General features: G+C 27.4%; 19 protein-coding genes and 1 tRNA gene. 6 read left to right on the top strand and 14 right to left on the bottom strand.

Annotated elements, in window-relative coordinates:
• Positions 1–243: 243 nt before the first annotated feature.
• Entirely contained in the window at positions 244–738 is a 495-nt protein-coding gene (locus tag HL033_RS03125) for an RDD family protein (RefSeq protein WP_218193848.1), read from the bottom strand.
• A gap of 4 nt (positions 739–742) precedes the next feature.
• A complete protein-coding gene (locus tag HL033_RS03120) occupies positions 743–1,381 on the bottom strand; it encodes an HAD family hydrolase (RefSeq protein ID WP_218193847.1) in 639 nt (212 codons plus the stop codon).
• An 828-nt stretch (positions 1,382–2,209) separates the two neighbouring features.
• Here HL033_RS03120 and HL033_RS03115 point away from each other — a divergent pair.
• The 3 genes from HL033_RS03115 (at position 2,210) to HL033_RS03105 (ending at position 5,164) form a co-directional block, all read left to right on the top strand.
• Positions 2,210–3,682, top strand: coding sequence for a proton-conducting transporter transmembrane domain-containing protein (locus HL033_RS03115; RefSeq protein ID WP_320414800.1), 1,473 nt, complete (start codon positions 2,210–2,212; stop codon positions 3,680–3,682).
• Positions 3,683–3,862: 180 nt separating this feature from the next.
• The gene (locus HL033_RS03110; RefSeq protein WP_218193845.1) at positions 3,863–4,378 is read left to right on the top strand and encodes a c-type cytochrome; all 516 of its coding nucleotides are present in this window, start codon (positions 3,863–3,865) and stop codon (positions 4,376–4,378) included.
• A gap of 6 nt (positions 4,379–4,384) precedes the next feature.
• Positions 4,385–5,164 (top strand): alpha/beta hydrolase, encoded by a 780-nt coding sequence (locus HL033_RS03105; protein ID WP_254815644.1) that lies wholly within the window; start codon positions 4,385–4,387, stop codon positions 5,162–5,164.
• A 192-nt stretch (positions 5,165–5,356) separates the two neighbouring features.
• Here HL033_RS03105 and HL033_RS03100 read toward each other — a convergent pair whose 3' ends face one another.
• From HL033_RS03100 to gmk, 6 genes are all read right to left on the bottom strand, one after another.
• Positions 5,357–6,262: a hypothetical protein gene (locus HL033_RS03100; protein WP_218193844.1), complete on the bottom strand. Its 906-nt coding sequence runs from the start codon at positions 6,260–6,262 to the stop codon at positions 5,357–5,359.
• Between the two features lie 1,044 nt (positions 6,263–7,306).
• Positions 7,307–8,374, bottom strand: a complete 1,068-nt coding sequence (locus HL033_RS03095; RefSeq protein WP_218193843.1) for a hypothetical protein — start codon at positions 8,372–8,374, stop codon at positions 7,307–7,309.
• A 947-nt stretch (positions 8,375–9,321) separates the two neighbouring features.
• Positions 9,322–10,563, bottom strand: a complete 1,242-nt coding sequence (locus HL033_RS03090; RefSeq protein WP_218193842.1) for a hypothetical protein — start codon at positions 10,561–10,563, stop codon at positions 9,322–9,324.
• A gap of 1,729 nt (positions 10,564–12,292) precedes the next feature.
• Positions 12,293–12,368, bottom strand: a tRNA-Val gene (locus HL033_RS03085).
• Positions 12,369–12,427: 59 nt separating this feature from the next.
• Positions 12,428–13,327 carry a bifunctional 5,10-methylenetetrahydrofolate dehydrogenase/5,10-methenyltetrahydrofolate cyclohydrolase gene (locus tag HL033_RS03080; RefSeq protein ID WP_218193841.1) on the bottom strand — a complete coding sequence of 300 codons (900 nt, stop codon included), beginning with the start codon at positions 13,325–13,327 and terminating at the stop codon, positions 12,428–12,430.
• A gap of 904 nt (positions 13,328–14,231) precedes the next feature.
• Positions 14,232–14,885 carry a guanylate kinase gene (gmk, locus tag HL033_RS03075; RefSeq protein WP_246575214.1) on the bottom strand — a complete coding sequence of 218 codons (654 nt, stop codon included), beginning with the start codon at positions 14,883–14,885 and terminating at the stop codon, positions 14,232–14,234.
• Positions 14,886–14,999: 114 nt separating this feature from the next.
• Between gmk and ccmC the strand changes: the two genes are divergently transcribed.
• From ccmC to ruvB, 3 genes are read left to right on the top strand one after another with little or no spacing between them, the layout of a single operon-like run.
• Positions 15,000–15,707: a heme ABC transporter permease CcmC gene (ccmC, locus tag HL033_RS03070; protein ID WP_218193840.1), complete on the top strand. Its 708-nt coding sequence runs from the start codon at positions 15,000–15,002 to the stop codon at positions 15,705–15,707.
• Entirely contained in the window at positions 15,704–16,291 is a 588-nt protein-coding gene (gene ruvA / locus HL033_RS03065; RefSeq protein ID WP_218193839.1) for a Holliday junction branch migration protein RuvA, read from the top strand. Before ccmC ends, ruvA begins: the two co-directional genes overlap by 4 nt.
• Before the next feature lie 5 nt (positions 16,292–16,296).
• Complete coding sequence (gene ruvB, locus HL033_RS03060) at positions 16,297–17,274, top strand: Holliday junction branch migration DNA helicase RuvB (RefSeq protein ID WP_218193838.1); 978 nt, start codon at positions 16,297–16,299, stop codon at positions 17,272–17,274.
• A 452-nt stretch (positions 17,275–17,726) separates the two neighbouring features.
• Here the strand turns inward: ruvB and HL033_RS03055 are convergent, their stop codons facing one another.
• The 6 genes from HL033_RS03055 to HL033_RS03030 form a co-directional block, all read right to left on the bottom strand.
• Positions 17,727–18,926, bottom strand: coding sequence for a multidrug effflux MFS transporter (locus HL033_RS03055; protein ID WP_218193837.1), 1,200 nt, complete (start codon positions 18,924–18,926; stop codon positions 17,727–17,729).
• A 146-nt stretch (positions 18,927–19,072) separates the two neighbouring features.
• Positions 19,073–19,915 (bottom strand): FAD-dependent thymidylate synthase, encoded by an 843-nt coding sequence (gene thyX, locus HL033_RS03050; protein ID WP_218193836.1) that lies wholly within the window; start codon positions 19,913–19,915, stop codon positions 19,073–19,075.
• Between the two features lie 8 nt (positions 19,916–19,923).
• The gene (locus tag HL033_RS03045; RefSeq protein ID WP_218193835.1) at positions 19,924–20,712 is read right to left on the bottom strand and encodes a succinate dehydrogenase iron-sulfur subunit; all 789 of its coding nucleotides are present in this window, start codon (positions 20,710–20,712) and stop codon (positions 19,924–19,926) included.
• A 10-nt stretch (positions 20,713–20,722) separates the two neighbouring features.
• Positions 20,723–22,519, bottom strand: a complete 1,797-nt coding sequence (gene sdhA / locus HL033_RS03040; protein ID WP_218193834.1) for a succinate dehydrogenase flavoprotein subunit — start codon at positions 22,517–22,519, stop codon at positions 20,723–20,725.
• 461 nt (positions 22,520–22,980) lie between these two features.
• Positions 22,981–24,717 (bottom strand): ABC transporter ATP-binding protein, encoded by a 1,737-nt coding sequence (locus tag HL033_RS03035; RefSeq protein WP_218193833.1) that lies wholly within the window; start codon positions 24,715–24,717, stop codon positions 22,981–22,983.
• Positions 24,717–25,049 (bottom strand): frataxin domain-containing protein, encoded by a 333-nt coding sequence (locus HL033_RS03030; RefSeq protein ID WP_218193832.1) that lies wholly within the window; start codon positions 25,047–25,049, stop codon positions 24,717–24,719. The genes HL033_RS03035 and HL033_RS03030 overlap by 1 nt, the downstream gene beginning before the upstream one ends.
• Positions 25,050–25,172: the final 123 nt, after the last annotated feature.

Raw genomic sequence — 25,172 nt, 5'->3', positions numbered from 1 at the left:
GAAAAGACTGACTATATATTAACTACGTAATAAATTTTACGAATAAATTATTGTAATAAGTGTTCTTTAATTTTTTTATTCATAATGCCTACTGCAACACTAAGTTATTATCATATATGTTTTTGTTAAAATGGTATATCAATTTTTCTATTATATATCTTTATTTACTAAAAGAAGATTTATTTCTATGCTAATAGATAGACCTATCAATTATAGTATATAAAAATTAATTTACATAAATAATTATTCTTTATTGGAAAATTTTCCTATAACAACTATAGTATCAAAAAGAATATCATGAATAGTTTGCCTTTTGTGTGAAAATATTGCAATTAAATACCAATATACATACATAGCTAGTGTTATCATTTGAAATAAAAGTGCAACTATTACAATAAAATAGGATTTGTGAAAAATATTTACTATTTGAGTTAATATCATAATTATGACTGGGCATAAAAACTCAGAGATTGTACGATCAAATGCTGTTTGTATGTTAATTTTATTATTATTGCACTTTATAATGTGAATATTCAAAAATTTTTGACCGATTGTTGCTTGTGTTGATGATGATAAAAAATATGTATAATAGCTGCAATTGACAGCAATGCTATATAGAAAAAAAATGCATGGAATATCTAAAGATATTAATGAAAATGGAAATGTAAAAATTAGCAAAACTAAGGAATCAATAATATTTGCGAAAATTCTTTGAGGAATAGTTGCTAATATATTCATGTTTTCAACGTGACAAATTTATTATAAGGTTACTCAATTCTTTGAAGTGAGTAAAGGACAAAACTCCGTTAATGTTAGTATTATGGTTATACATTATAGGTAAACAATTTGCATTTTTTGCACTTTCAACATCTGATATACTATCGCCGATGACAAATATTTTTTTAGTTGGTGGAAGATTTAGTATTTCTAATGCTGCTAATATTGGTTTAGGTGATGGTTTGTTTTCCGGTGTATCATTAGCTCCTATTATACTTTTAAAATACTTTGTAAGATTAAGATCATATACATCACGACGTAAATAGTATCCATTTTTATTACTTACGATAGCCATACTTATGCTTTTTTGATGTAATAATTCTAACATCTCTAATACATTTTCATTGAGTTGTATTTTATGTTCTATTTGTGATTTATTAAGTATTTGTTCATATAATATGCTCCATTCTTTTAACTTATTATTGAGTAAATATGTTAAATATTGTCTAATTTGAGTATTAGGTATTGTATCAAGCGACACATTGTATCCCATCATATGTAAAGCTTGACTGGCAATATTGTAATTTATATTACTAGTATTAATTAAAGTATTATACCAGTCAAATATTACTGCTAGAGGTGCACTTGTAGGATATAATAGCATTTTGTGTTATTAGGTATATTTAAAATCAATATAATAGTAGTTTATAGAGCTTACTAATAATTTAAATTGTGAATAATAATAAAATAATAACAAGTTCTTTTTTTTTATAAAGCATTGATGGCAGTTATAATAATATATGCTGTAAATTAACATTATAGAATTATTTATTTAATTTAAGGTGTTGAAATATTGTTAATAAAAGCAGTTGAATACGATTAGTAATGCAATTAGTTTTTAGAATATGCGTCATAATAATAATACAAGTATAGTAAAGTTTTATGATTTACGAAAGTTTTGTAATGTATTAATAATACATTGATAGTTTAATGCTGATTAGATATATTGTTATTTTAATACTAGCATCAAACTATGTCTCATGTTCTCCTTATAAAATCTTAGCTATGACACTGTTAGTCATGTAATAATCAACAAAAAAACATTAGACAACTAATAAAAATGGCTTATCAAATGGAAAGAAACTCTTTTCTAAATCTTAATATGCTGAAAACATGGAAGTATTACCAAAACTTATGCTACCAGCTAGCACTAAACTATTTTTCATGCTTCCCTTTACAAAAGATCTCTGTGGCAAAGTATTTTTATATACTAACTTAAATACTTTCCTTATTATTTTATGTAGCTTATATATCTAGTTATACAAAAAACTTTTTGAAGTCAAAAAATATTAAAATGCACTATGTAATTATTTGTTTATATTTTGTAAAACTGCCACATTAAAAACTATTCCTCAAAAAATACTTTTCTTAGTATGATTTTCTTGTTATTTATATAAAGAATGGTAGATGTCTCTTGATGAGGATATGCACTTTGTTTTATCAAGCAAATATTTTAATGATTATTGCAATTTTGTTACCATTTATATGTGCAGCACTTATTTTAATACTTAAAGACTTATCATATGCAAAACAATTTATTACTCTTATATCTTCTTCTACCTTAATAATAGTTATTGCACTAATCTACAGTATTTTTGTAAAAGATAAAAATGCATTTTTATTGGATTATCATTTTCTTTATCCACAAATACACATAAGCTTTAATATTGAAATACTAGGAATGATGTTTAGTATTTTAGCTTCATTTTTATGGCTAGTCACTAACATCTATACATTTAGTTATATGTATCATAATGATTTACATAATAAAAAACAGAATCTTTTTTATGCATGCTTTGCCACTAGTATAGGATGCACTATATGTATAGCTTTTTCTGGAAATTTAATAACACTATTTATATTTTATGAATTACTCACAATTTGTACTTATCCATTAATTACCTACTACATAGATAACAATTCATTACTATCTGGCAGATATTATATACAAACACTATTATGTACTTCTATTATGCTATTTTTCCCCGCAATAATAATAACTTTTAATATAAGTGGCACTTTAGATTTTCATAATGGTGGCATATTAAAAGATAATATCTCTGCATTTTTTCTTATTCTTATGATAGCTTTTTTTTCTTATGGGATAGGAAAATCCGCAATTATGCCAACACATTTTTGGCTTCCAAAAGCAATGGTTGCTCCAACTCCTGTAAGTGCATTATTACATGCTGTAGCAGTAGTTAAATCTGGTATATTCACTATATTAAAAATTATAGTTTACATAATAGGAGTACAAAAAATACATGAAATAGTTGCACCAGAATATAACATATTAATGTACGTATCAGCTATAACTGTAATAATAGGGTCACTAATTGCAATGCAACAAAATAACTTAAAAAAATTACTTGCATATTCAACTATTTCACAATTATCTTACGTTATAGTAGCAGCATCGCTTTATACAAATGCTGCTATAAAGGCTGCAGTTTTCCAGTTAATATCTCATGCCCTAGGAAAAATTACACTATTTTTTTCAGTTGGTGCAATATATACATCTACTAAAAAGAAAAATATAAATGAAATTCATGGTATAGGAAAATCCATGCCAATTACTATGATAGCATTTACTATAGGTGCACTTACAATGATAGGAATTCCACCAACTTCCGGATTTTGGGGTAAATTTTATATTCTTTCTGAAGCATTACATCAAAGAAACTTTTTTGTTATGTCAATTTTAATACTAAGCACTTTATTAAATACAATGTATTTTATGTCAATAATATACAAAGCATTTTTTATTCCACCTGTAACAAATCATATAAAAGAAGCACCTAAATTTATGTTAATCTCTATGCTTATAACATCAACATGTATTTTAATATTATTTTTTAAACCAAGTATTATATATCACATGATGAGTTTTATCACATTCCAATAATAAACAACGCCATATTTTCATATCTAGTATAATTCCATTCTATTTTCTTATCATTAGGTACTATGATATTTACTTATAAATTCAGAAACTAATTTAAAATATGTGTTACATATTGACTATATATAACAAGTAAACTATCCTTAACAAGGTCATGTTTATAATCCTGGTGTACGTAAGCTTATGGATGGCTTTAATTTAAATAAAATTGCAACAGCAATCTTATTTTCATCATTCCTTATACTTGTTATTAGCAATATAGTAGACCTAATATATAACCCTAAAAATCATAAAGACGACGTTAAAGGATATGAAGTTACAACATTATCTAAAAATAACACTAAACAAGAATCACCAGAAAAAACAATAGATATCAAAACCTTAATAAAAAATGCTAACGCAGCGAAGGGTAAAGATATATCGAAAAAATGTGTAGCATGTCATACATTTGAAAAAGAAGGTAAAAATAAAGTAGGCCCTAATTTATGGCATATAATAGGCAACAATAAAGGACACTTAAAAGACTTTAATTACTCAAAAGCACTGCTTAGCAAAGGTGGAATCTGGACAGAAGAAGAGTTATTTACATTTTTGACAAAACCTCAAGCTTACATTAAAGGCACAAGAATGTCCTTTGCAGGTATATCGAATCCTCAGGATATTGCTGACCTACTAGCATATTTTAAATCATTAGAGTAATATAAAATGATGGATTCTCCAAGTTTTTTAACATTAGATCATAAAAATAATCATAGGATAGCGTACCGTCAATTAAAGACAAATAATAATCTGCCATCAATATTACTACTAGGAGGGTTTGGATCAAGCATGTACGGAGAAAAAGCAACAGCCTTGTACAATTATTGTAAAAAATGTAATTTAAATCTAACTGTATTTGATTATTTAGGACATGGAAACTCAAGTGGTAATTTCATCGATTATACTATCAACGATTGGTATCAAAATTGTATTAGCATTATAGAATCATTAACTAATGGACCTCAAATTATAATCGGATCAAGCATGGGAGGATGGCTTATGTTGCTAATAGCATTAACCCATCCTAGTAAAGTTGCTGGTCTTATTGGATTAGCTCCTGCACCAGATTTTACAGAAAATGTAATTTTTGCTGCACTAACACCTGAGGAAAAAAATCTTTTACAAAACAATCATCCAGTAACTGTTACTTTTACTTACAGTAAAGATGAAGACCGTTCATACAACATAACAAACAACTTTATTAAAGATGGCAGAAAACATCTATTATTAAATAACAATAATATAAATATTAATTGTCCTATAATCTTAATCCATGGTATGAATGATTTAGCAATCCCATATGAAACATCAATACACATAGCAAAAAAGGTCACTTCTACAAACGTTAACTTGTATCTTATTAAATCAGGTGATCACTACCTAAGAGATAAGCACTCTTTAAATTTAACTTTCAACTCAATACAATCATTACTAGCACAACATTAATATCTCATTTGTAATTTTTAATCATATCTCTACTTAAAAGATTAGCATTAGCTAATTATAAATTTTTAGCTTTAATAAAAAACATTCTCTTACCATCTATTATTACAATTTATATGTTAGTTTGTAACTCACTAAATAAAGGTATTTTATATATAAAATACCTTATCAAATGAGATACAAACTAATATAGAATTAAAGATGAGTCACACTATTTTCTAGATTTTCTAGAACCATGGCTTGTGTAATTTTTTGAACATAACTACCCTCAACATGATCTTTCAAAAGCGGATTATTCGAACTACCATTAATGTTACCACTAACATTATATTTGTTTTTACCTCTATAACGTACAATACTAGTACAATTTTCCACTGCTGTTGTTAAATAGTTTTTAATTTTATTGCGAACTTCGCCTAAGGAGAAACTATCTTTGCCTTCCATCATATCTATAAATGACTTTTTACTGTATCTTTTTCCTTCGTGTGAAATTTTCGCATTTTTGCTAATCACGTCTTCAAAAAGCTTGACTGTATTATACAAATTTTCTTTTGACACTTCATAATGAGAATTAGTGGTATTAATTCCAACAATTCTACCATTATCTATAGATATCATACCAGCACATATTATTGGCTTACGTCTCTCAAAAAAATAATGACTTTTAGTATAAAGTCGTATCACATCAGAAGACTTATTAGTTACTGCACCATCAAGGACTAATAATTCTCCTTTACGTCCAACAACAAAAGGTACTGCACTTTTGCATGAGCATTGACGTACATAATCCTTAATTTGTGTATTATACAATTCATCATCTTTGCCATACATTCTATATTTTACACTATTCTTTGCCTCAGTATCTTGCCTTATGACTCCAGTATTCTTGCCATCGTAACTAAATTTCATAAGATAAATTTTGGCAGATTTCTCCTTACACAAATCATCTAAAGTTCTATATAAAGGATTTCGTCCATTTACAGGATAAATCATCTGATCTTTAGGTAGTATAGCATCTGCATTATTAATCTTTGCTTTTAAGGCAACCGAGACTTTTTTATCTTGATGCGTTGTTTGTTCTTTTTGTAAATTTTTACTCATAATAATTTTAATCTTAATTAGTTAAATATATTAATATATTAAATGGACTTAAATTAAATTACTATTAACAATATTATAAATAAATTAAATTATTTTTTAATATTTTTAATATTATCGAATAAACTATAAGTTTGTTTTACTGTTATAAAAAGAATTAATATCATCCCCTATAGGCATTAATTAAAGTAAATTGCTGTACAACAATAACTTAAACAACTTTATTATACTTTATAATATATAGTATTACACAAAATATTTTATACTTAATTTTTTAATAAAAAAGTAATATTTATCAAGATCAATATTACATATATGTAAAATTGTTAAAATAATTATACTATTAAAAATATTTTTAAAGATCTCAACAATATCAATTTGGCATTAGTTATTCTACTTAAATACACAATCTATCTCAATAATTACATACTTAACAACATCTAAAATAGATCTACTTAAAACAAATTCCCATACAATCATTCAAATATAAGTTTTATTACCAAAGTATACAATAAAAGAATTATAAATACTTTCTGTTTAAGCTATAGTTTTAAACTAAAACATTAACATTAAGCTAACAGATAAGCTAAAATTATGAATATTAATCTCTCAAATAAAAAATTTATGTATTATCAAACTTTTAAAACCCTAAATGTGAAATACTTATGAAATTGAATATACTAATATAATTCTTCACATAAAAAAATTACATTTTATTTATATCACGCTTTAACCTACTATACAAAATACCAATGCACAATTAATATGATTAAAAGTACTAAAAATCACTCAACAACATATAATTAAAAAAATTATAACTTATTATTGTTATCTATAATTCCATAATCAGCAATTACACCGAATACAAAGCTTTAAAATATTAATTAGTCATAAACTTAAGGTAACATTAATCAAATTAAACTAATAACTTAAAAAGTTAATAAGCTTAATTGTCAATAAATACTTCACAACTAAGCTTATCACGTCTTTTTATAATCAAAATAAGCCCTATTGATTAATTCATTATATAAAGTTTTTTTAGTTATCTTATCTACATAACTCTTTCTTTTCTTCACAAAGCAATCTTTGAATATAACTCAAACGATTATTATCAGAATTACTTTTTACTTGAGAATCTCTATCATTACCTAAAGACGCTAATCTAGCTTTATTACATTTACGTATATAACTAAAGTATCTTTCCGGAATTGTTAATCCATCTTTACCTTTAGTTTCCATTCGATGTAAAAAACTTTCTTTATTTTCAAAATGTGCTCTTGATCTTACAACGTTATCACAAATCGTATAAGAATGTGATCTTACCTCTGCATCAGGAACTATCACTTTATCTAAGCACTTTATTGCATTAAATAAATTTTCTTGCGCTGGAGTGTAGTGTCCACTCTTTATGTCAATCATTGTAATTTTCCCATTCTGTACCATCATAGTACCAGCACATATCCCTGGCTTATATCTTAGTAAAGTAGAATGATATACCCCATGTAATCCCCCAGAAGAATCACGAGTGATAATATGTGTCGGTTCATCAGCAATAATTAATCTCCCATCAAGAGTAATAGCATAAGCTACCTCACCTGTTACTGCTTTACCTTGCTGCCTTGTTGTATCATATACATTACCATCTTTATCATATAATCTATATTCACCATTTTTATCCTTTTTTATAATCTTCGTAGCATCAAACTGCTCTTTCATACTAAATTTATCAACAGATACATCAGGAAAATCTTGCGAAGTCTTTTGACGATTGTGCTTTTTTGTTCCAACTTCACTATAATATAAATTTATAACTAGATTCTCAACATCATATAACTTCCCTATATTATTATCATGATCAAATATTGGCTTATGCGATGATAAATTTATGCTCAATTGTTCCTCCTTTGGAACATGATATTTTGCACTACTTGTTGAACATGCAGCAAACTGTTTAGCAGCATATTTCCATGTATTCATATTCTGTTCTTTTTTTATATGAGAATATACATCATAAAGTTCACTAGTTATTTTATATTTCCCTACACTATCTAATTCCTTATTTAAATTAGATGCTAGATCATATTCTTTTCTTCTTTTAAATATTTTTATTAACATAAATATTTATTTACTCCACATTAAAATTTTAATATTTTAATGATAAAAATTAAAATATTAAATTAATGTTAATAAATATATTAATAAATATAGTTATTAGTTGTTTTACATTCTTATTGACTCGCACTTAATATTAATACTACATTTTGTTTTTGCATTTAAAGTATTAAATAAATTAAAATATTTTGCTAAAAACTTTATTTTCAAGTTATTCATGATTGACATTAAATCTATAAAAAGATTAATCAATATAATTAAGTAAATTTACTATTTTAAATACTATTAGTACAACTTAAAATTATTATAATTAAACTTATGATCTCAAGATTACCAGACAATCTTCACTTAATTAACAGAACTCTTATTACTTGAAAATCATACTCTTCATAATGTTAACCTTTTTATTCCATATAAAAGCTCTTCTTTTTTATTTGATGCGCTTTATAATTATGATCTTTGTATTAATTAATTTGTTTCGTAATAACAATTACCCATACATCTTCAATTAATTATTAGTAATTTATAGCGTGTATGCTTAGTATACTAATTGAAATAACTTAATTACAATTATTTAAATTATTATTAACATAAGTATATTTATTTACTCTACAATAATCTTAATAATTAAAGTGTTGATAAATAAAAGACAAGCTTTGTTAGCACTTTAGTAAATAAAGGTACTAACCAATACTTGCAAATATAGTACATTATATCCTTAATAATCCGTTATAGATAAATATTTATGTATATTATTATATAATGAATGTTCTTTTCATATGGAATAACAAAAAATAATCTTCATAAAATGTTCTAACAACAAATATAAAGCTCCTAGCATACTAATCAAAAATTATTATAATAAACAACGTGCATTTATAGCTTGTATAATACGTCAATTATAAAACAAATGATAAGTAAATAGAACTTAGTAGTTAAACAATAAATAATTAAATACTAATACTACTATATTTCTCTCTTCCTACCTTTAGAGAATTATTTTTTATTCTCACTGCATATAACATACTTTCATTACGAATAGCTATAAAATATCTTTGTGGAATTGTTAATCCATCTTTGCCCACTTTCTCCATACGATGCAAAAATGCTTTTTTATCTTCTTGCTTTATAGCAAACTCATGTTCTATACATGAGTTCTTGTTTACTATTATGGATGAAAATGAAGATATGCATGCGTTATGATCTATCACCTTATCTAAAATCTTAACCGCATTATATAAATGTTCCTGAGTTGGCAAATAGTGTCCACTATTATCATCAATATAAACAATCCTACCATGATGAACTTTCATAACCCCTGCACATATACCTGGCTTACCTCGCAATAATGTAGAATGACAAATTATTTCATTACGTATAATCTCGTGTGTTAACTCATCAGCAATTACTAGTTTTTTATCAAGCGTAATAACATAAGCTACACTATCTAACTTACATTTAACAATTTTACCATATGTATTATAAGGCATCTTACTTTTTTTATCATATAATCTATAAGTACCTTTCTTATCTCGTGCAATAAATTTTATGCTATCCATTTGTTCTTTTAAAGTAAAACGTCGTACTTTACAGGTCATCTTACCTTCTTTGAATATACTATCCTTTCTACCAAATTCACTATAATAATTTTTATCATTGTATTCTGCGGTACAGTGTATTATATTACTTGCATGATCATAAAATGGTTTCATGCCTACATTCATGCTAATCTGTTGCTCTTTTGGTACGCTATACCGCGTATGAGGTACACCTTTACAAAATTGCCTTACAGCATTTCTCCATTTTTGCATATTCCTTTTTTTTCTATCAACCGTGTTATAGTAATTGATTCCATGGAAATAAGCATTTAAACAATATAACTTACTTAATCGTTTAACGCCGTCACTACTTGATTGTTTAACGCCGTCACTACTTAATCGTTTAACGTCGTCACTACTTAATCGTTTAACTCCGTCACTACTTAATCGTTTAATGCCGTCACTACTTAATCGTTTAATGCCGTCACTACTTAATCGTTTAATGCCGTCACTACTTAATCGTTTAATGCCGTCACTACTTGATTGTGTAACATGATAACGTTGTTTATATGAACACAAATAAATAGACCTATTTACCCATATATCAGAATTACTAACTTGTCGCTTTTTTAATACCAATTGATGATATAACATTACATCCCTCACTATTAACAATTCAACTAAACACTCACAATACAGTTATGAAAAATATATCATTACATGAACATAGACAATGTTGTTAATATACACACTGCTTCTAATTTTATACCCTGATATTATAATTAAAGATTTACAAGATTTATCAGCATAAATCATTACTATTTTAATATAATATTATAAAGATTTCAAAATATTTTTAAATCCTACACTTAAAAGATTCTTATTAAAGTACAAAAAATCACCCATTACTAATTCATAATATAAAAATACCGTATAAAAATTGTCACTCTTTTCTAGATAAATGCATTACTAAATTTATGTTATATTAGTTAGATTAGCTTTCTATTTAAAAACATACTTAATAACATTACTCATAAGTACTTTCCTATAAAATCTTATATAAATCATGTTAATTAATATCTATATTTGATATTATTAATAATATTTTTTCCTATACATATACGTCAGAATTCAAATATATAACACATTATTCACTCCTTTAATATAAACTCATACACTTTTACATAATGTATAATAATCTTTATTCCGTGCCATAACTTAATCGTGTTAACTTTTATTAAAAAATAAGTAATAATATTAACATTATTAGTAAATACATATACTTTGCGTAAAATAAATTATGTAATATATTATAATCGTTAATAAATTTTTTATAAATCACTCACGTAATAATAGTATTCATTATAATTTATCACGAAAATTTATTTCTGTGTACATAACTTTACTAATTACAATAATGGATAACTCGTAATACTTTACCTGTTTTATAACAAAACACTGATTATTCTCAAATTTATTCTTACTTTTTTTTTACAATGGAAATATGTTATTTTTATTTAACTAACTGCACTTTTACTTTCTTTCATATATCTAATATATACAATTTTTTATATAAAATAGTTATTTAATATTTAAATTAATAAATATTATTAATAATATCATTTATATTAATATACTTGAAAATAATTAAGTTAAATACTGCGGTCATTAAATATACCTATCAAAAATATAGTATATCAAAATCCTATAATAAAAAAATTATCAAACAATATTCTTACACTTTTTAAAATTAGTTATCGTAACAATATAATGATGCATTATCACAAAAAGCGATAAATAACGTAACATTCATTTTTTACTATAACACCAAACCTTAACTAATAATAAAAATGAAGATTACCAATAAATAGCTATAGAGTGACTGTAAATATAGAATATAAAAAAGTTTTTGTATCATATAAAGAAACAAAGTAGATAAAAGCAGGGTTACATTCTATAAAAATACTCCAAGAACTATTAACAATGAAAAGATAAATTGATAGTGTTGCTCTTCTATAATACAAACTTATTTAAGCTAGATAGTTGACTATTCAAAAAAAAAGCTTGATACAAACAAATAATAATTACAGCACATTTTACATATTAATAATAAACTAAAAAACAATATCCTATTAGGAAAAAAAATAATCAAAGAACCTTCTAAAATTTTTTTTTCACAATCCTTTACATCCTTATAATCACAATTTCAAATTTACATAATAAATAAAATCAAAGAACTATCATAATGACAAAATAATATTCCTGAAACTATTTTTCAATAAATATATTAATTACTTAACTCTTAAAATCCAGCACTCTATAATGTATCAGATATATACAAGATTTTCTTAGTATAATACACAAATTGACCACTATTAGCAAATGGTGGGCGATAACAGACTTGAACTGCTGACCTCCTCGGTGTAAACGAGATGCTCTACCAGCTGAGCTAATCGCCCATTGTATTTATGTATAAACCATAAAAACTATCTCTGCAACAAAGAAATTTTTTATCATTTTAAAATCTTAAATACTTTTCAATAAACTTATCATACCCATATTGTTTACAAGCTGATATTACTGTATTTACCATTAAAAATGCTACTGTCATTGGCCCTACACCTCCAGGAACTGAAGTAATAGCGGATGCAATATTTTTAACTTCGTTAAAATCAACATCCCCTACAAATTTATTATTTCCATCTTGATTAACTAAATTTATCCCAACATCAATAACAACAGCACCAGGTTTAACCCATGATGATTTAACAAGACAAGCCTTTCCAACAGCAGCTACAAGAATATCAGCTCGACAACAATAATCTATTATATCAGTACTAGCAGAATGAACGATTGTTACAGTACAATTTTCACGTAATAGTAATGATGCTAAAGGTTTACCAACAATATTTGATCTTCCTATAACAACAGCATTGCTTCCTGATAAATCGTTCAATATTGTTTTAATTAAATAAACACATCCCTGTGGAGTACAAGGAAGCAAACAATCTAACTGTCCTGTTGCTAATTTACCTGCATTTTCATTATGAAACCCATCTACATCTTTACACGGATTGATAGCATTAATAATAACATTTTTATCAATATGCTTTGGCAATGGCAACTGAACTAAAATACCATTTACGCTTGGATCAATATTAAACGTATTAATAATACCAAGTAATTCATCTTGTGAAGTTGTAGAAGGTAAACATACAGTTTTCGCTAAAATTCCTAACTTTTCAGCTTTCTTTTGCTTATTACTAACATAAAGCCTACTTGCTGGATCATCCCCGACTATTATCACTATTAAAGATGGTATCAAATCATAATTTCTCTTTAAATCACTAATACAACCAGATAAATGATTCAACAATTTACTAGATGCAAGCTTACCATCTATAATATTACTATTCATGTTAGATCCTAATGTAATATCCTAACTGTTTAGTCTTTCTGCTACTCATAACCTATAGCTTACTAGTACTACTTACAAAAATTAAAATAGTATCCAAAATATCATTAGAGTTAGCTACTAAAATATAAATAAATTTCAAAAAACTAGCAACTTAATAAATTACAAATTACTATTATAATATATGTTTAGATCATAATAGCCGATATTTACAAAAAATAATTAAATAATTTAAAGTAATTTAAAATATCAGTAATTATGTTTAATTAATAATGGAACAATTTACTAAACAAACACTTTGTAACTTAGGTGTAAATATAAAAAAGCCCTTAGCAATTACATATTCCTTTAACTTCCAAAATTCATGTTAGTAATGTTTATCATTGCGAAGGTAATTAATTTAAAAAAATGTAAGAATTATTCTTATAGTATTCATCAATACTAAACTTTAAATAATAACTTCTATAACTAACCACCTATAATCAGTAAAAAGCTCTTTAAATAAGAAAATTGAATAAAGTAATTTCAACACATTAAATTTAAGCTAGTTATATTAGCTTCTTTATACTTTAAATGCTCTTTAGACTTACTAACATGATATCATTTATAATATAACACTAGCAACATAACAAGCTCTTTAAGCATGCTCTTTGCTACTTAAACATTTATCAACCATAAAATTAACATATGAATAAATATCTTTAGTGTAATACCTAATCAACATTAGTATACATTTCAAGTAATTAATTTAACACATCACAGTAATAATATACTTCAATAACTTATACTAACAATATGAAAAAAAATTTTACAGTATTAAAATTCCATCTCTTACTTATCATGATACTGTTAACAGTTTATAAAATTCTTTCTAAGATATTATAATAACTAAATAATGCTGTATTACTTACCTTTTTATATTAAGACTTTGAGTAATAAATTCTTTTAATTTAATCTGCCTTCTAGTTTTCAGTTTTTCTGCCTTTAAAATACATTGAATTTGATTAACGCTATCTATTATATTATTATTGACTATAATATAGTCATATTTATAACAATGACTAATTTCAAAAGACGCTTCACCAAGTCTATTTTCTATTTCAATATTGTTACCACTTCTATTATACAAACGCCTTTGCAATTCTTGCATCGACGGTGGCAATATAAAAATACTAACCACATATTGGTTCATTAACTCAATCAGTTTAAAAGCTCCTTGCCAATCTATTGTAAATAATACATTCACTCCATTATTAATATGATTTTTTACAAAATCAGATGGAATACCATAGTAATTACCAAAGACCTTTGCATATTCTAACATCATGCCTGAATTACAAAGCTCTAGAAACTCACTTACACTTACAAAAAAATAGTCTCTTCCGTGTACCTCTCCACTTCTTGGAGCTCTAGTCGTCATAGAAATAGAACGCACCGTATTGTTACTTTTATCATTTACCAATAAATTTGAAATTGTAGTCTTTCCTCCGCCAGAAGGAGATGAAATAACTAACATAACACCTTCTGTTCTTAATTCAAGAGCCACTATGTTATCTTGCATTCTAATTCACATTTCTACTATACCATCAATATATATATTATTTCAACTATTAAATATTGTTTTCAAAAACCACCTATGATATGTATTTAGTTACTTAAGGTATAAAATTACGTAATGCACTATTTTAATCGATATTCACATATTCTTCTTCCCTTAATTATCTGCTTATTCGTTTTATTTTTTATTTCTGGTATATACACAGCATTTTATGCTTCACCACCAGATTATAAACAAGGAGAAATTGTACGAATCATGTATATACATGTACCAGCAGCTTGGATATCATTAGGAGCATATTTATTAATAGCACTCTTAAGCTTTTTGGTACTAATATGGAGAAATGTCACAGCATCTATATTATCTCACGCAATTGCTCCTATAGGAATGTGTTTTTCTTTCATTTGTCTAGTAACTGGAAGTATATGGGGAAAAGGTACGTGGGGAACATGGTGGGTATGGGATGCAAGACTTACTTCAATGCTTGTATTATTTTTTTTATATATTGGATATTTAGCATTATGGAATTTTTTTGATAATGAATATAGATCAAGCCGTTCTACAGCCATATTTACAATATTTAGCGCAATAAATATTCCAATAATTAAATTTTCCGTTAACATATGGAATACTTTACATCAACCTGCTAGCATATTACGTAAAAATGGTATTGCTATAGATATTTCAATGATGATACCCTTACTACTTATGTTTACTGCATTATCTCTTTTATTCATTATATTATTAATTATCAGAACTTATACCTTAATAAATATACAAAAAATTAATATAAAACTCTCTCAAATTGCTAATGAGGATTTATGATAGGAATCTTGATAGGCAACGTTGAAGAATTGTACAATAATTACATTATACTTAATGTTAACAATGTAGGTTATATAGTTTATCTTTCTTCAAAGACTTTACAACAATGCATTATAGGACATAATATTAAACTCTATATTGAAACACATATCAATAGAGATAACATTACTCAACTATATGGATTTTTAAACATAAAAGAACAAAATTGTATAAAAATGCTCATCACAGTTAATGGAATAAATTATAAAACTGCCTTGAATATATTAGATAAGTTAACACCTGACCAGATATTTTCAGCAATTATCAATAATGATAAAGTTACTCTTAAAATGGGAGGTATAAGTGAAAAATTAGTAGAAAGAATTATTACTGAATTATCAGCTAAGGTTAGCAAAATAAAACTTGATTCTATAACAAATAAAGAAGAAAATAACAATTCATTAAATGATATGCTAGCAGCATTATTAAGCTTAGGATATGACAAATCTAAAGCCTTTAATGTGTTGCAAAAAATCCATAGTAAATTTCCTAACTATGATACACAAACAATAATTCGTCACGCATTACAAGAATTATCTAAGTAACTTATATGCTACAAAGTCATGAATCTGAAGAAGATAAGCGTAACACATCTTTAAGACCTAATCTACTAAAGGAATTTATTGGACAAAGTGAAATAGTAAGCAACCTTAAAGTATTTATCGATGCAGCTTATGCTAGAAAAGAACAAATGGATCATATATTATTATATGGTCCACCAGGATTAGGAAAAACTACGTTAGCACATATCACTGCAAAGGAGCTAAAAGTAAATTTTCGATCTACAGCTGGACCATTATTAAATAAAGCTGGCGATCTAGCAGCAATATTAACAAACCTTCAACCAAAAGATGTATTATTTATTGATGAAATACATAGGCTTAACCGCAATATTGAAGAAATATTATATCCAGCAATGGAGGATTATTGCTTAGACATAGTTATCGGCGAAGGATGCGGCGCACGCACATTAAAAATTGACTTACCAGTTTTTACACTAATAGGAGCTACTACAAGATTCGGATTACTTTCAAGTCCATTAAGAGATCGGTTTGGTATACCATTACATTTGGAATTTTACTCAATAGAGGAACTAATACTCGTCATAATCCGGGCAGCAAAAGTTATTAATACCAATATTGATAATGATGGTGCAAGAGAAATTGCATTACGATCTCGTGGCACTCCAAGAATTGCTTTAAGATTACTTAGAAGATTAAGAGACTTTCTTGAAGTTAAAGGCTATAATATAATTGATAGATCATTTGTAAATCAAATTTTATCCAAATTAGGCATTAATAACATTGGGTTAGACAAGTTAGATATAAGTTACTTAAAATTTATTTTTCACTCCAATGGAGCAGTAGGATTAGAAACAATTGCAGCAGCACTATCAGAAGATATAAATAACATTGAAGAAACTATAGAACCATATCTTATAAAAATAAATTTTCTTCAACGTACACCGCGAGGAAGAATTATAACACCTCAAGCAATACAATATTTAACAGATAACTTACTTGTATAAGTATGTCATCATCCCAATATTCATTAATTGATCAACACACATACAAAAACTTTAAATATGTATTCAGTATACTCCAACATTCTATCAAATTGCCTTAATTTATAAAAAATATCACCTTGCGATTTATTACATATTGCATAAAATAACACAATAATTTAATCACTAGTTTTTCAAGAATGTTACTGAAACTTTTGATGTAATACTAAATCATTATAAAATTTTATAATATCTTTATTGTAATTTTTTATATTTATATAATACTTATAGTACTTTTGCATAATCTCATAAAAAATTACTAATGCTACAACCATAAAAATAAATTAACGTTTTTTATTAATATTAAATAGTAAAATTTTATAAGTTAATCATAGTAACTTTTACTTTTTATAACTATGATACCCTTACCATAATCTATTGTGTACCTAAATATGAACATCATATACACTAAAAAGTTATTCAATATATTTTTCTTTTCTTGTAACACGTAAAGTAGTATATATCACTATAGAAACAATTGAGCATATTATTGGTAAAATCGCTATTGCAATAATAGTACCATCAGAAAAACATTCTACTATATAAATCCCTAAAGCCCCAAAAAATGTCTGTAAAAATACAATAAATGCTGATCCAGTCCCACTATCTTGGATTTCCTTAAATGCAGATGCCATACTATTACTAATAGTAAATGCAATGCCAATACCAGATGGAATCCATATCAATTCTATTAGTAATGGTGTTAATTTTATAGCATAGTGGAATATTACAACTATAATATCTGGTATAAAATCTAATAATAACCCCATAATTAACATTCTATTCATTCCGACTCTTTCCACTAACCTTTGATTGATAATAGTACCAATAACATATGAAATTACATGTATAGCAATAAGATAACCATAATTTCCTATTGGTAAATTCATTGATTTAATAAAAACAAATGGCAAATTAACAATAGACGCCCATACCCACATAATAGTTAAACTATAAATTAAGGCAAATCCTAGAAATCTCATATTCACCATTAAATTAACATATTTTTTAACTACATAGTAAAAGTTAAGGCTATCTTTGTGCCACGTAACTATTGTTTCTTTTAGATAAATATATAGAAAAATAAAAAGTATTACTGATAATACTGATATCACCATAAAAAGCACATTCCAATCATATCCATGAGATATTATGGAACTACCTAATATTGGACCTATAGCTGGAGAAAAAGCAATTGCCATATTAACATACGATATATTTTTTGCACATTCCTCACTACCAGAAAACATATCATTAATTACCGCATATCCTATAACTCCTGCAACCCCTGCTCCACATCCTTGAATTAACCTCATAATAATTAACATTACAATATTATTAACAAAACAGCACCCTATGCTTGCTAATCCAAAAATTGCTATTCCTATTAACATTATAGGTCTACGTCCATAATAATCAGATAGTGGGCCATATAATAATCCTGAAAGCGATCCGCCAATCAAATTCAAACTTACTGTTAATTGAGCAATAGCATGTTTTACATTAAAAAAATCACTAATTTTTGGCAGACTAGGTGTATAAATATCACATGACATATCACAGATAGTAATAGTCATAACCACTAAAATCAAAATCACTTTTTTTAAAACTTGCATCACCATTCCATAAAGAATAACTTAATAAACAATATGTATAAGTATATAAAGCTAACAGCACAAACTGTACCCGATAACCCAAAATTGCTATCATATGTAATATTACAGGTATACGTCCATAATAAACTGACAATCTTTTTTTTTATTTATTTTTCTAAAATCATCATCACATCATTCCATTCTCTTTTACTCATACCGCTACTTTCTCTGCTAACCTCTTGTCCATCAATTAGCTTGCGTATGACATTTAAAGCATTTCGTGATAATGCCTTTGCTTCTAAACAATACTCTACAAATGCATTATAGGTTAAAGGCACCCAAAGTTTAACAATATCTAGCATTGTTTCTGCGTAAACTCTTATCTCATATTGAGCATGCTTATCAGCTCTTAACTTAATAAATTTTAATAAATTATGTAAATTTACTTTCCAATACCACTGAGTATAACAATTTAATGTTAAATTAATACGTGATATTTCTCTCGCTAAACCTCTTTCTAAGAACTTACTATAATTACTATACGTTAAAGCTGCATCATGTTGAAAAATATCAATAACTTCCTGTGAAAACTCTTCAGGTAAAACTTCTCCCCTACCTTGAGCATTATCACAAGATTGTTCTGATATTTGACTATGATCTGGAATATAAAACTCTTTATCCAAAACTGAATATCTAGCAGAGTACTCATTAACACTAGCAGTACGATGACGTATCCATTGTCTAGCAACAAAAATAGGTAATTTTACATGAAATTTAATCTCACACATTTCAAAAGGAGTAGTATGAGAATGCCTCATAAGATAATTAATTAACCCAGCATCTTGATTCACATGTTTTGTACCTTTACCATAAGAGACACGAGCTGCCTGAACAACAGAGCTGTCATCACCCATATAATCAATAACCCTAATAAATCCATGATCTAATACTTTATGATCTTTATATAAAATTTCCTCTAGAGCAGGAACAACAATACGCTGTGTTTTCATATATAACCTTAGTTTCCTATCTTTAAGAACATTAGCTGCTTAATTTTTGCAATCGCTTGTGCTGGATTAAGATCTTTAGGACAAGTTTTAGTACAATTCATTATTGTATGACAACGATATAATTTAAAAGCATCATCTAACATATTTAAACGCTCATTTAAAGCTTCATCCCTACTATCAACAATCCATCTATATACTTGCAATAATGCTGCTGGTCCTAAATATTTATCTGAATTCCACCAATAACTAGGACAAGCAGTACTACAACTAGCACATAGTATACAATCATAAATTCCATCTAACTTACTTCTATCTTCTATAGTCTGTAAACGTTCACTATTAACAGAATCAGGCTCCTTAGCTTGCAACCATGGACTAATAGATTCATATTGTTTATAAAAATTACTTAAGTCAGGAACTAAATCTTTTATAACAGCCATATGAGGAAGAGGATAAATCTCAACATCAGATTTAATCTCAGAAATATATTTTGTACATGCAAGTGTATTAGTACCATCAATGTTCATTGCACAAGAACCACATATTCCTTCACGACACGATCTTCGAAATGTTAATGTAGAATCAATGTCATTCTTGATTTTTATTAAAGCATCCAGCACCATCTGCCCACACTCCTCCATATCAATAAAAAATGTATCTATTCTTGGAGTATCTCCATCATCTGGACACCATCTATATATTTTAAAACATTTCACATTTTTTGCATTAACATCAGCATGGTAAACCTTACCATTTCTGTTAATTTTAGAGTTCTTAGGTAAAGAAAACTGAACCATAATTAATCCTTTAATATATTCTTTTCTGAGGAGGAAAATATTGTACCTCATCCGTTAAAGTTGAATTTGCAACATTCTTATAATCTATTTTTACGTTATAACAATTATAATCATACCATGCTATAGTATGTTTCATCCAATTTTCATCATCGCGATCAGGAAAATCTTCACGAGCATGAGCACCTCTACTTTCTGTACGATTTGCTGCACAATTCATAGTAATTACTGCCTGTGGTATCATGTTAATAAGTTCTAAGGCTTCAACTAAATCACTATTCCAAATCATGCTTCTATCAGTAATTGAAATCTCTTTCATGGATGCAGCAACTTCTTTTATTTTTTCTTTTCCTTCATCTAAGACTTCTGCTGTACGAAACACAGCCGCATGTAATTGCATAACATTCTGCATATTACTACGTATTTTTGATACACGCAAACTCCCTTGTGAGAAACGTACTTTATCGAATCTATCAATAATCCATTCTTCATAACATTTATTTATAGGAGCACAAGAAGCACCTGGCTTAATAATCTCCTTTGCTCTAATTGCAGCAGCTCTACCAAATACAACTAAATCCAATAGTGAATTAGATCCTAATCGATTAGCTCCATGCACAGAAACACATGCAGCTTCCCCAATTGCAAAAAGCCCTGGTACTATTTTTTCTGCACCTTCTTTTAATGTTACAACTTCACCATAATAATTTGTAGGGATACCTCCCATATTATAATGAACTGTAGGGATTACAGGTATTGGATCTCTTGTAACATCAACTCCAGCAAAAGTTCTAGCCGTTTCACTAATTCCAGGCAATCTTTCATGAATAATTTTAGGATCAAGATGAGCTATTGACAAATAAATATGATCTTTATTCTTACCAACTCCTCTACCTTCACGTATTTCCATGGTCATCGATCTACTAACTACATCACGTGAAGCTAAATCTTTAGCTTTAGGAGCATAACGTTCCATAAACCTTTCACCTTCAGAATTAATTAGATAACCACCCTCGCCTCTACAACCTTCTGTAATTAAACACCCGGAACCATATATGCCTGTAGGATGAAACTGAACAAATTCCATATCTTCTAATGGTAAATTTGCTCTTACAACCATACCTCCACCATCACCTGTGCAAGTATGCGCACTAGTTGCAGAAAAATAAACTCTCCCATATCCTCCCGTAGCTAAAACAACTGCATGTGCGCGAAATCTATGTAAAGTACCATCACATAACGACCAGGCTAGTACACCTTGACATCGACCTTCATCACTCATAATTAAATCAATAGCAAAATATTCAATAAAAAACTTAGCATTAAACTTTAATGATTGTTGATACAACGTATGAAGTATAGCATGTCCTGTTTTATCTGATGCAGCACAAGTGCGCTGTGCTGGTTTCCCCTTACCAAATTCTGTAGTCATTCCCCCAAAAGGACGTTGATATATTTTTCCATCCTTAGTACGAGAAAATGGAACACCATAATGTTCTAATTCAATAACTGCCTGCATTGCATGTTTACACATATATTCAATAGCATCCTGGTCTCCTAACCAATCTGACCCTTTTACTGTATCAAACATATGCCAGCGCCAATCATCTTCTGTTACATTACCAAGTGCTGCACTAATACCACCTTGAGCAGCAACTGTATGACTACGTGTTGGAAAAATTTTAGAAATACATGCAACTGACAATCCTACAGATGTCATGCCAAGTGTAGCTCGTAACCCAGCACCTCCAGCACCAACTATAACCACATCGTATTCATGATCTATAATCTCGTATGCAAAATTAGACATTATTAATAAATTAAAAACCATACATGATTTTAGGCTACCATAATAATCCAATGAGTCAATAGTAAACCTACAGTAAAAACTAAGTTTAAAGCTTTATTAATTATAATATCACTATTATAAAAATTCAATTTTTCTTCAAGCTACAACAAGTAAGGACAGTATAACATATCTACTTATACTACTATTTTGAACTTTATAATTAAACTTCTAAAAAACTCTACACTTAGTATTTACTATTTTTTTTACACATTGTAATTCTAATTTATACCTAACGAAAATCGCAATTAATTTAAACGTACTACTTATTGAAGCTTATTCACTAACATGCGTAACTATAGGAAAATTTCCTTATACACTACATGGTACAAACTAAATTATAGATACATAAAAACTATAAGTATATAAAAATTAATTATATCCTATACCATAATTACTATTTACTGTAAAAAATATATACAATATTACTCTGTAGAGTCATTATTAGTTAGTAGTTGTAATTTTACAAGTTTCATATATAATCCATCAGGATTTTTCATCAGTGACTCATGAGTGCCAATTTCTTCTATTACACCATTGTTAAAAATAACAATTTTATCTGCCTTCATCACTGTTGACAATCTGTGAGCTATCATGATCATCGTTTTCCCATGCATAATTTTATCTAAAGCATTTTGTATAGCTTTTTCATTACGAGAATCTAGCGATGATGTTGCTTCATCCAAAATTAATACCTCAGATTTTTTTAATACTGCCCTTGCAATTATAATTCTTTGCCTTTGACCTTCAGATAAACATAAACCCTTTTCTCCAACAAAAGTAGAAAACTTATCAGGCAACCCATTGATAAAATCCATGATGTATGCATTTTCTGCAGCATTAATTAATTCTTCATACGTATAATTACTCACGCCATAAGTTATATTATCCAGTATAGTTCCAGAAAATATTACAGGATTTTGAGGTATAATACTAAAAAGAGACCTTAAGCTATGCAAAGATAATTGTTTAATATCAACTCCATCAATACTTATATTTCCATCATTAACATCATAAAACCTTAATAAGGCATTAATTAACGTACTTTTACCACTTCCCGATGGACCAACTAAAGCAACTTTTTCTCCTACATTAATAGATAAATTTACATTTCTTAATGCTGGAACACTTAACTTAGTTGGATAGTAAAATGTAACATTATTAATTGAAATCAATTTTTTAATGCTGTTTATTACCTTAGGATTATGTATTTCAATAATATCTGATTTAACATTCAATAACTGAGATATTCCCTCTGATATTCTAGTAGCTCTCTGCAAATCTTGTATATTATCACCAATACTATTTATTGAACCAGCTGCTAATGTTGAATAAAAAAGAAAAGCAAATAACGCCCCTGAAGTTATATTATGAGCAACAACTTCTTGAATACCAACCCATAATACAAGACCAATAGAGCCCATAACAGATGTAATAATCAACGTTACTAACAGCGCACGAAAGCATATATATTTCTTAGTTATACTTAATGCTTGATCTAATAAAAGAGTAAATTGCTGACTTACTATTGCTTCTCTCACAAAAGACTGAATTACATTAATACCACGACATGTTTCATCACTAAAATCTGCTATTTCATCTGTTTTATTATTAACACACTTAGACAAAAGTCTTACTTTTTTACCAAAAAAAGCTAATACAGTTAAAATAATAGGTATAATAATTATTGTATAAATTGTCAATTTCAAATTAGTATGAATTAACATTGCAACACTACCAAGAAAAGTAGTTGCATTTCTCAAAATTACCGACATACTGCTACTTAAGATCGATTGTAGTATTGAAGTATCAGTAATTAGCTTTGTCATCAAACTTGATGTACTTACTTTTTCAAAAAAACTTGGAGGTAAATATATAATTTTATTATATAGCCCTATCCTAATGTCACGTATCACCTTTTCACTTCCATACCCCGTCAACCACATGCGGAAAAAAGAAGTTAAAGCCATAACAGCAATTATAGCTAACATCATAAAAAATGGTCCTTTAATGCTTGTAGTATTTGTAAAAAACCCTACATCTATTAAAGTATGTAACCCCCTTCCAAAAGTTAAAATAGTAACAGAAGATATAATAACCGCAGCATATGCAAATACGAAATATAATATATGCGGCTTAATATATGAAAATAATATTTTCATCAGCTTATACAATTTATATTAAATAATAAACTTATTTCCTTTTTTACAAATTCAAACACATCACAATTATCACTATTATACCAAACTTTTAAATTACTATCATAACTAAAGCGTACTGATCCGCTTAAAGGAGACGATATCCATATTTGCATAGAAGAATCATGCTTACTAATTACATACTCATCTTTTCCATTAGTAATTTTTACCAACCCTTCATAACTATCACACTCTAAAACACCATCAAGATCAGAATCTTCTATCAAATATAATAAAGAATTTAAAACTTCGTATGCTAAACTTTGAAATTGAAATATGGATAAGCTCTCTACCATAACTGCAGTACCATTTTATATACCATCATTTGGTTCATCATTTCATAAAAAAATGTCAATCTTTATATAACATTAATTATAAGATATTTATGTTATAGCTGCAAAAAAACTTATTATGTAATT

The sequence above is a fragment of the Neoehrlichia mikurensis genome, assembly GCF_019186785.1.
GTDB lineage: Bacteria > Pseudomonadota > Alphaproteobacteria > Rickettsiales > Anaplasmataceae > Neoehrlichia > Neoehrlichia mikurensis.
This window is presented reverse-complemented; position numbering and strand designations above follow the sequence as displayed.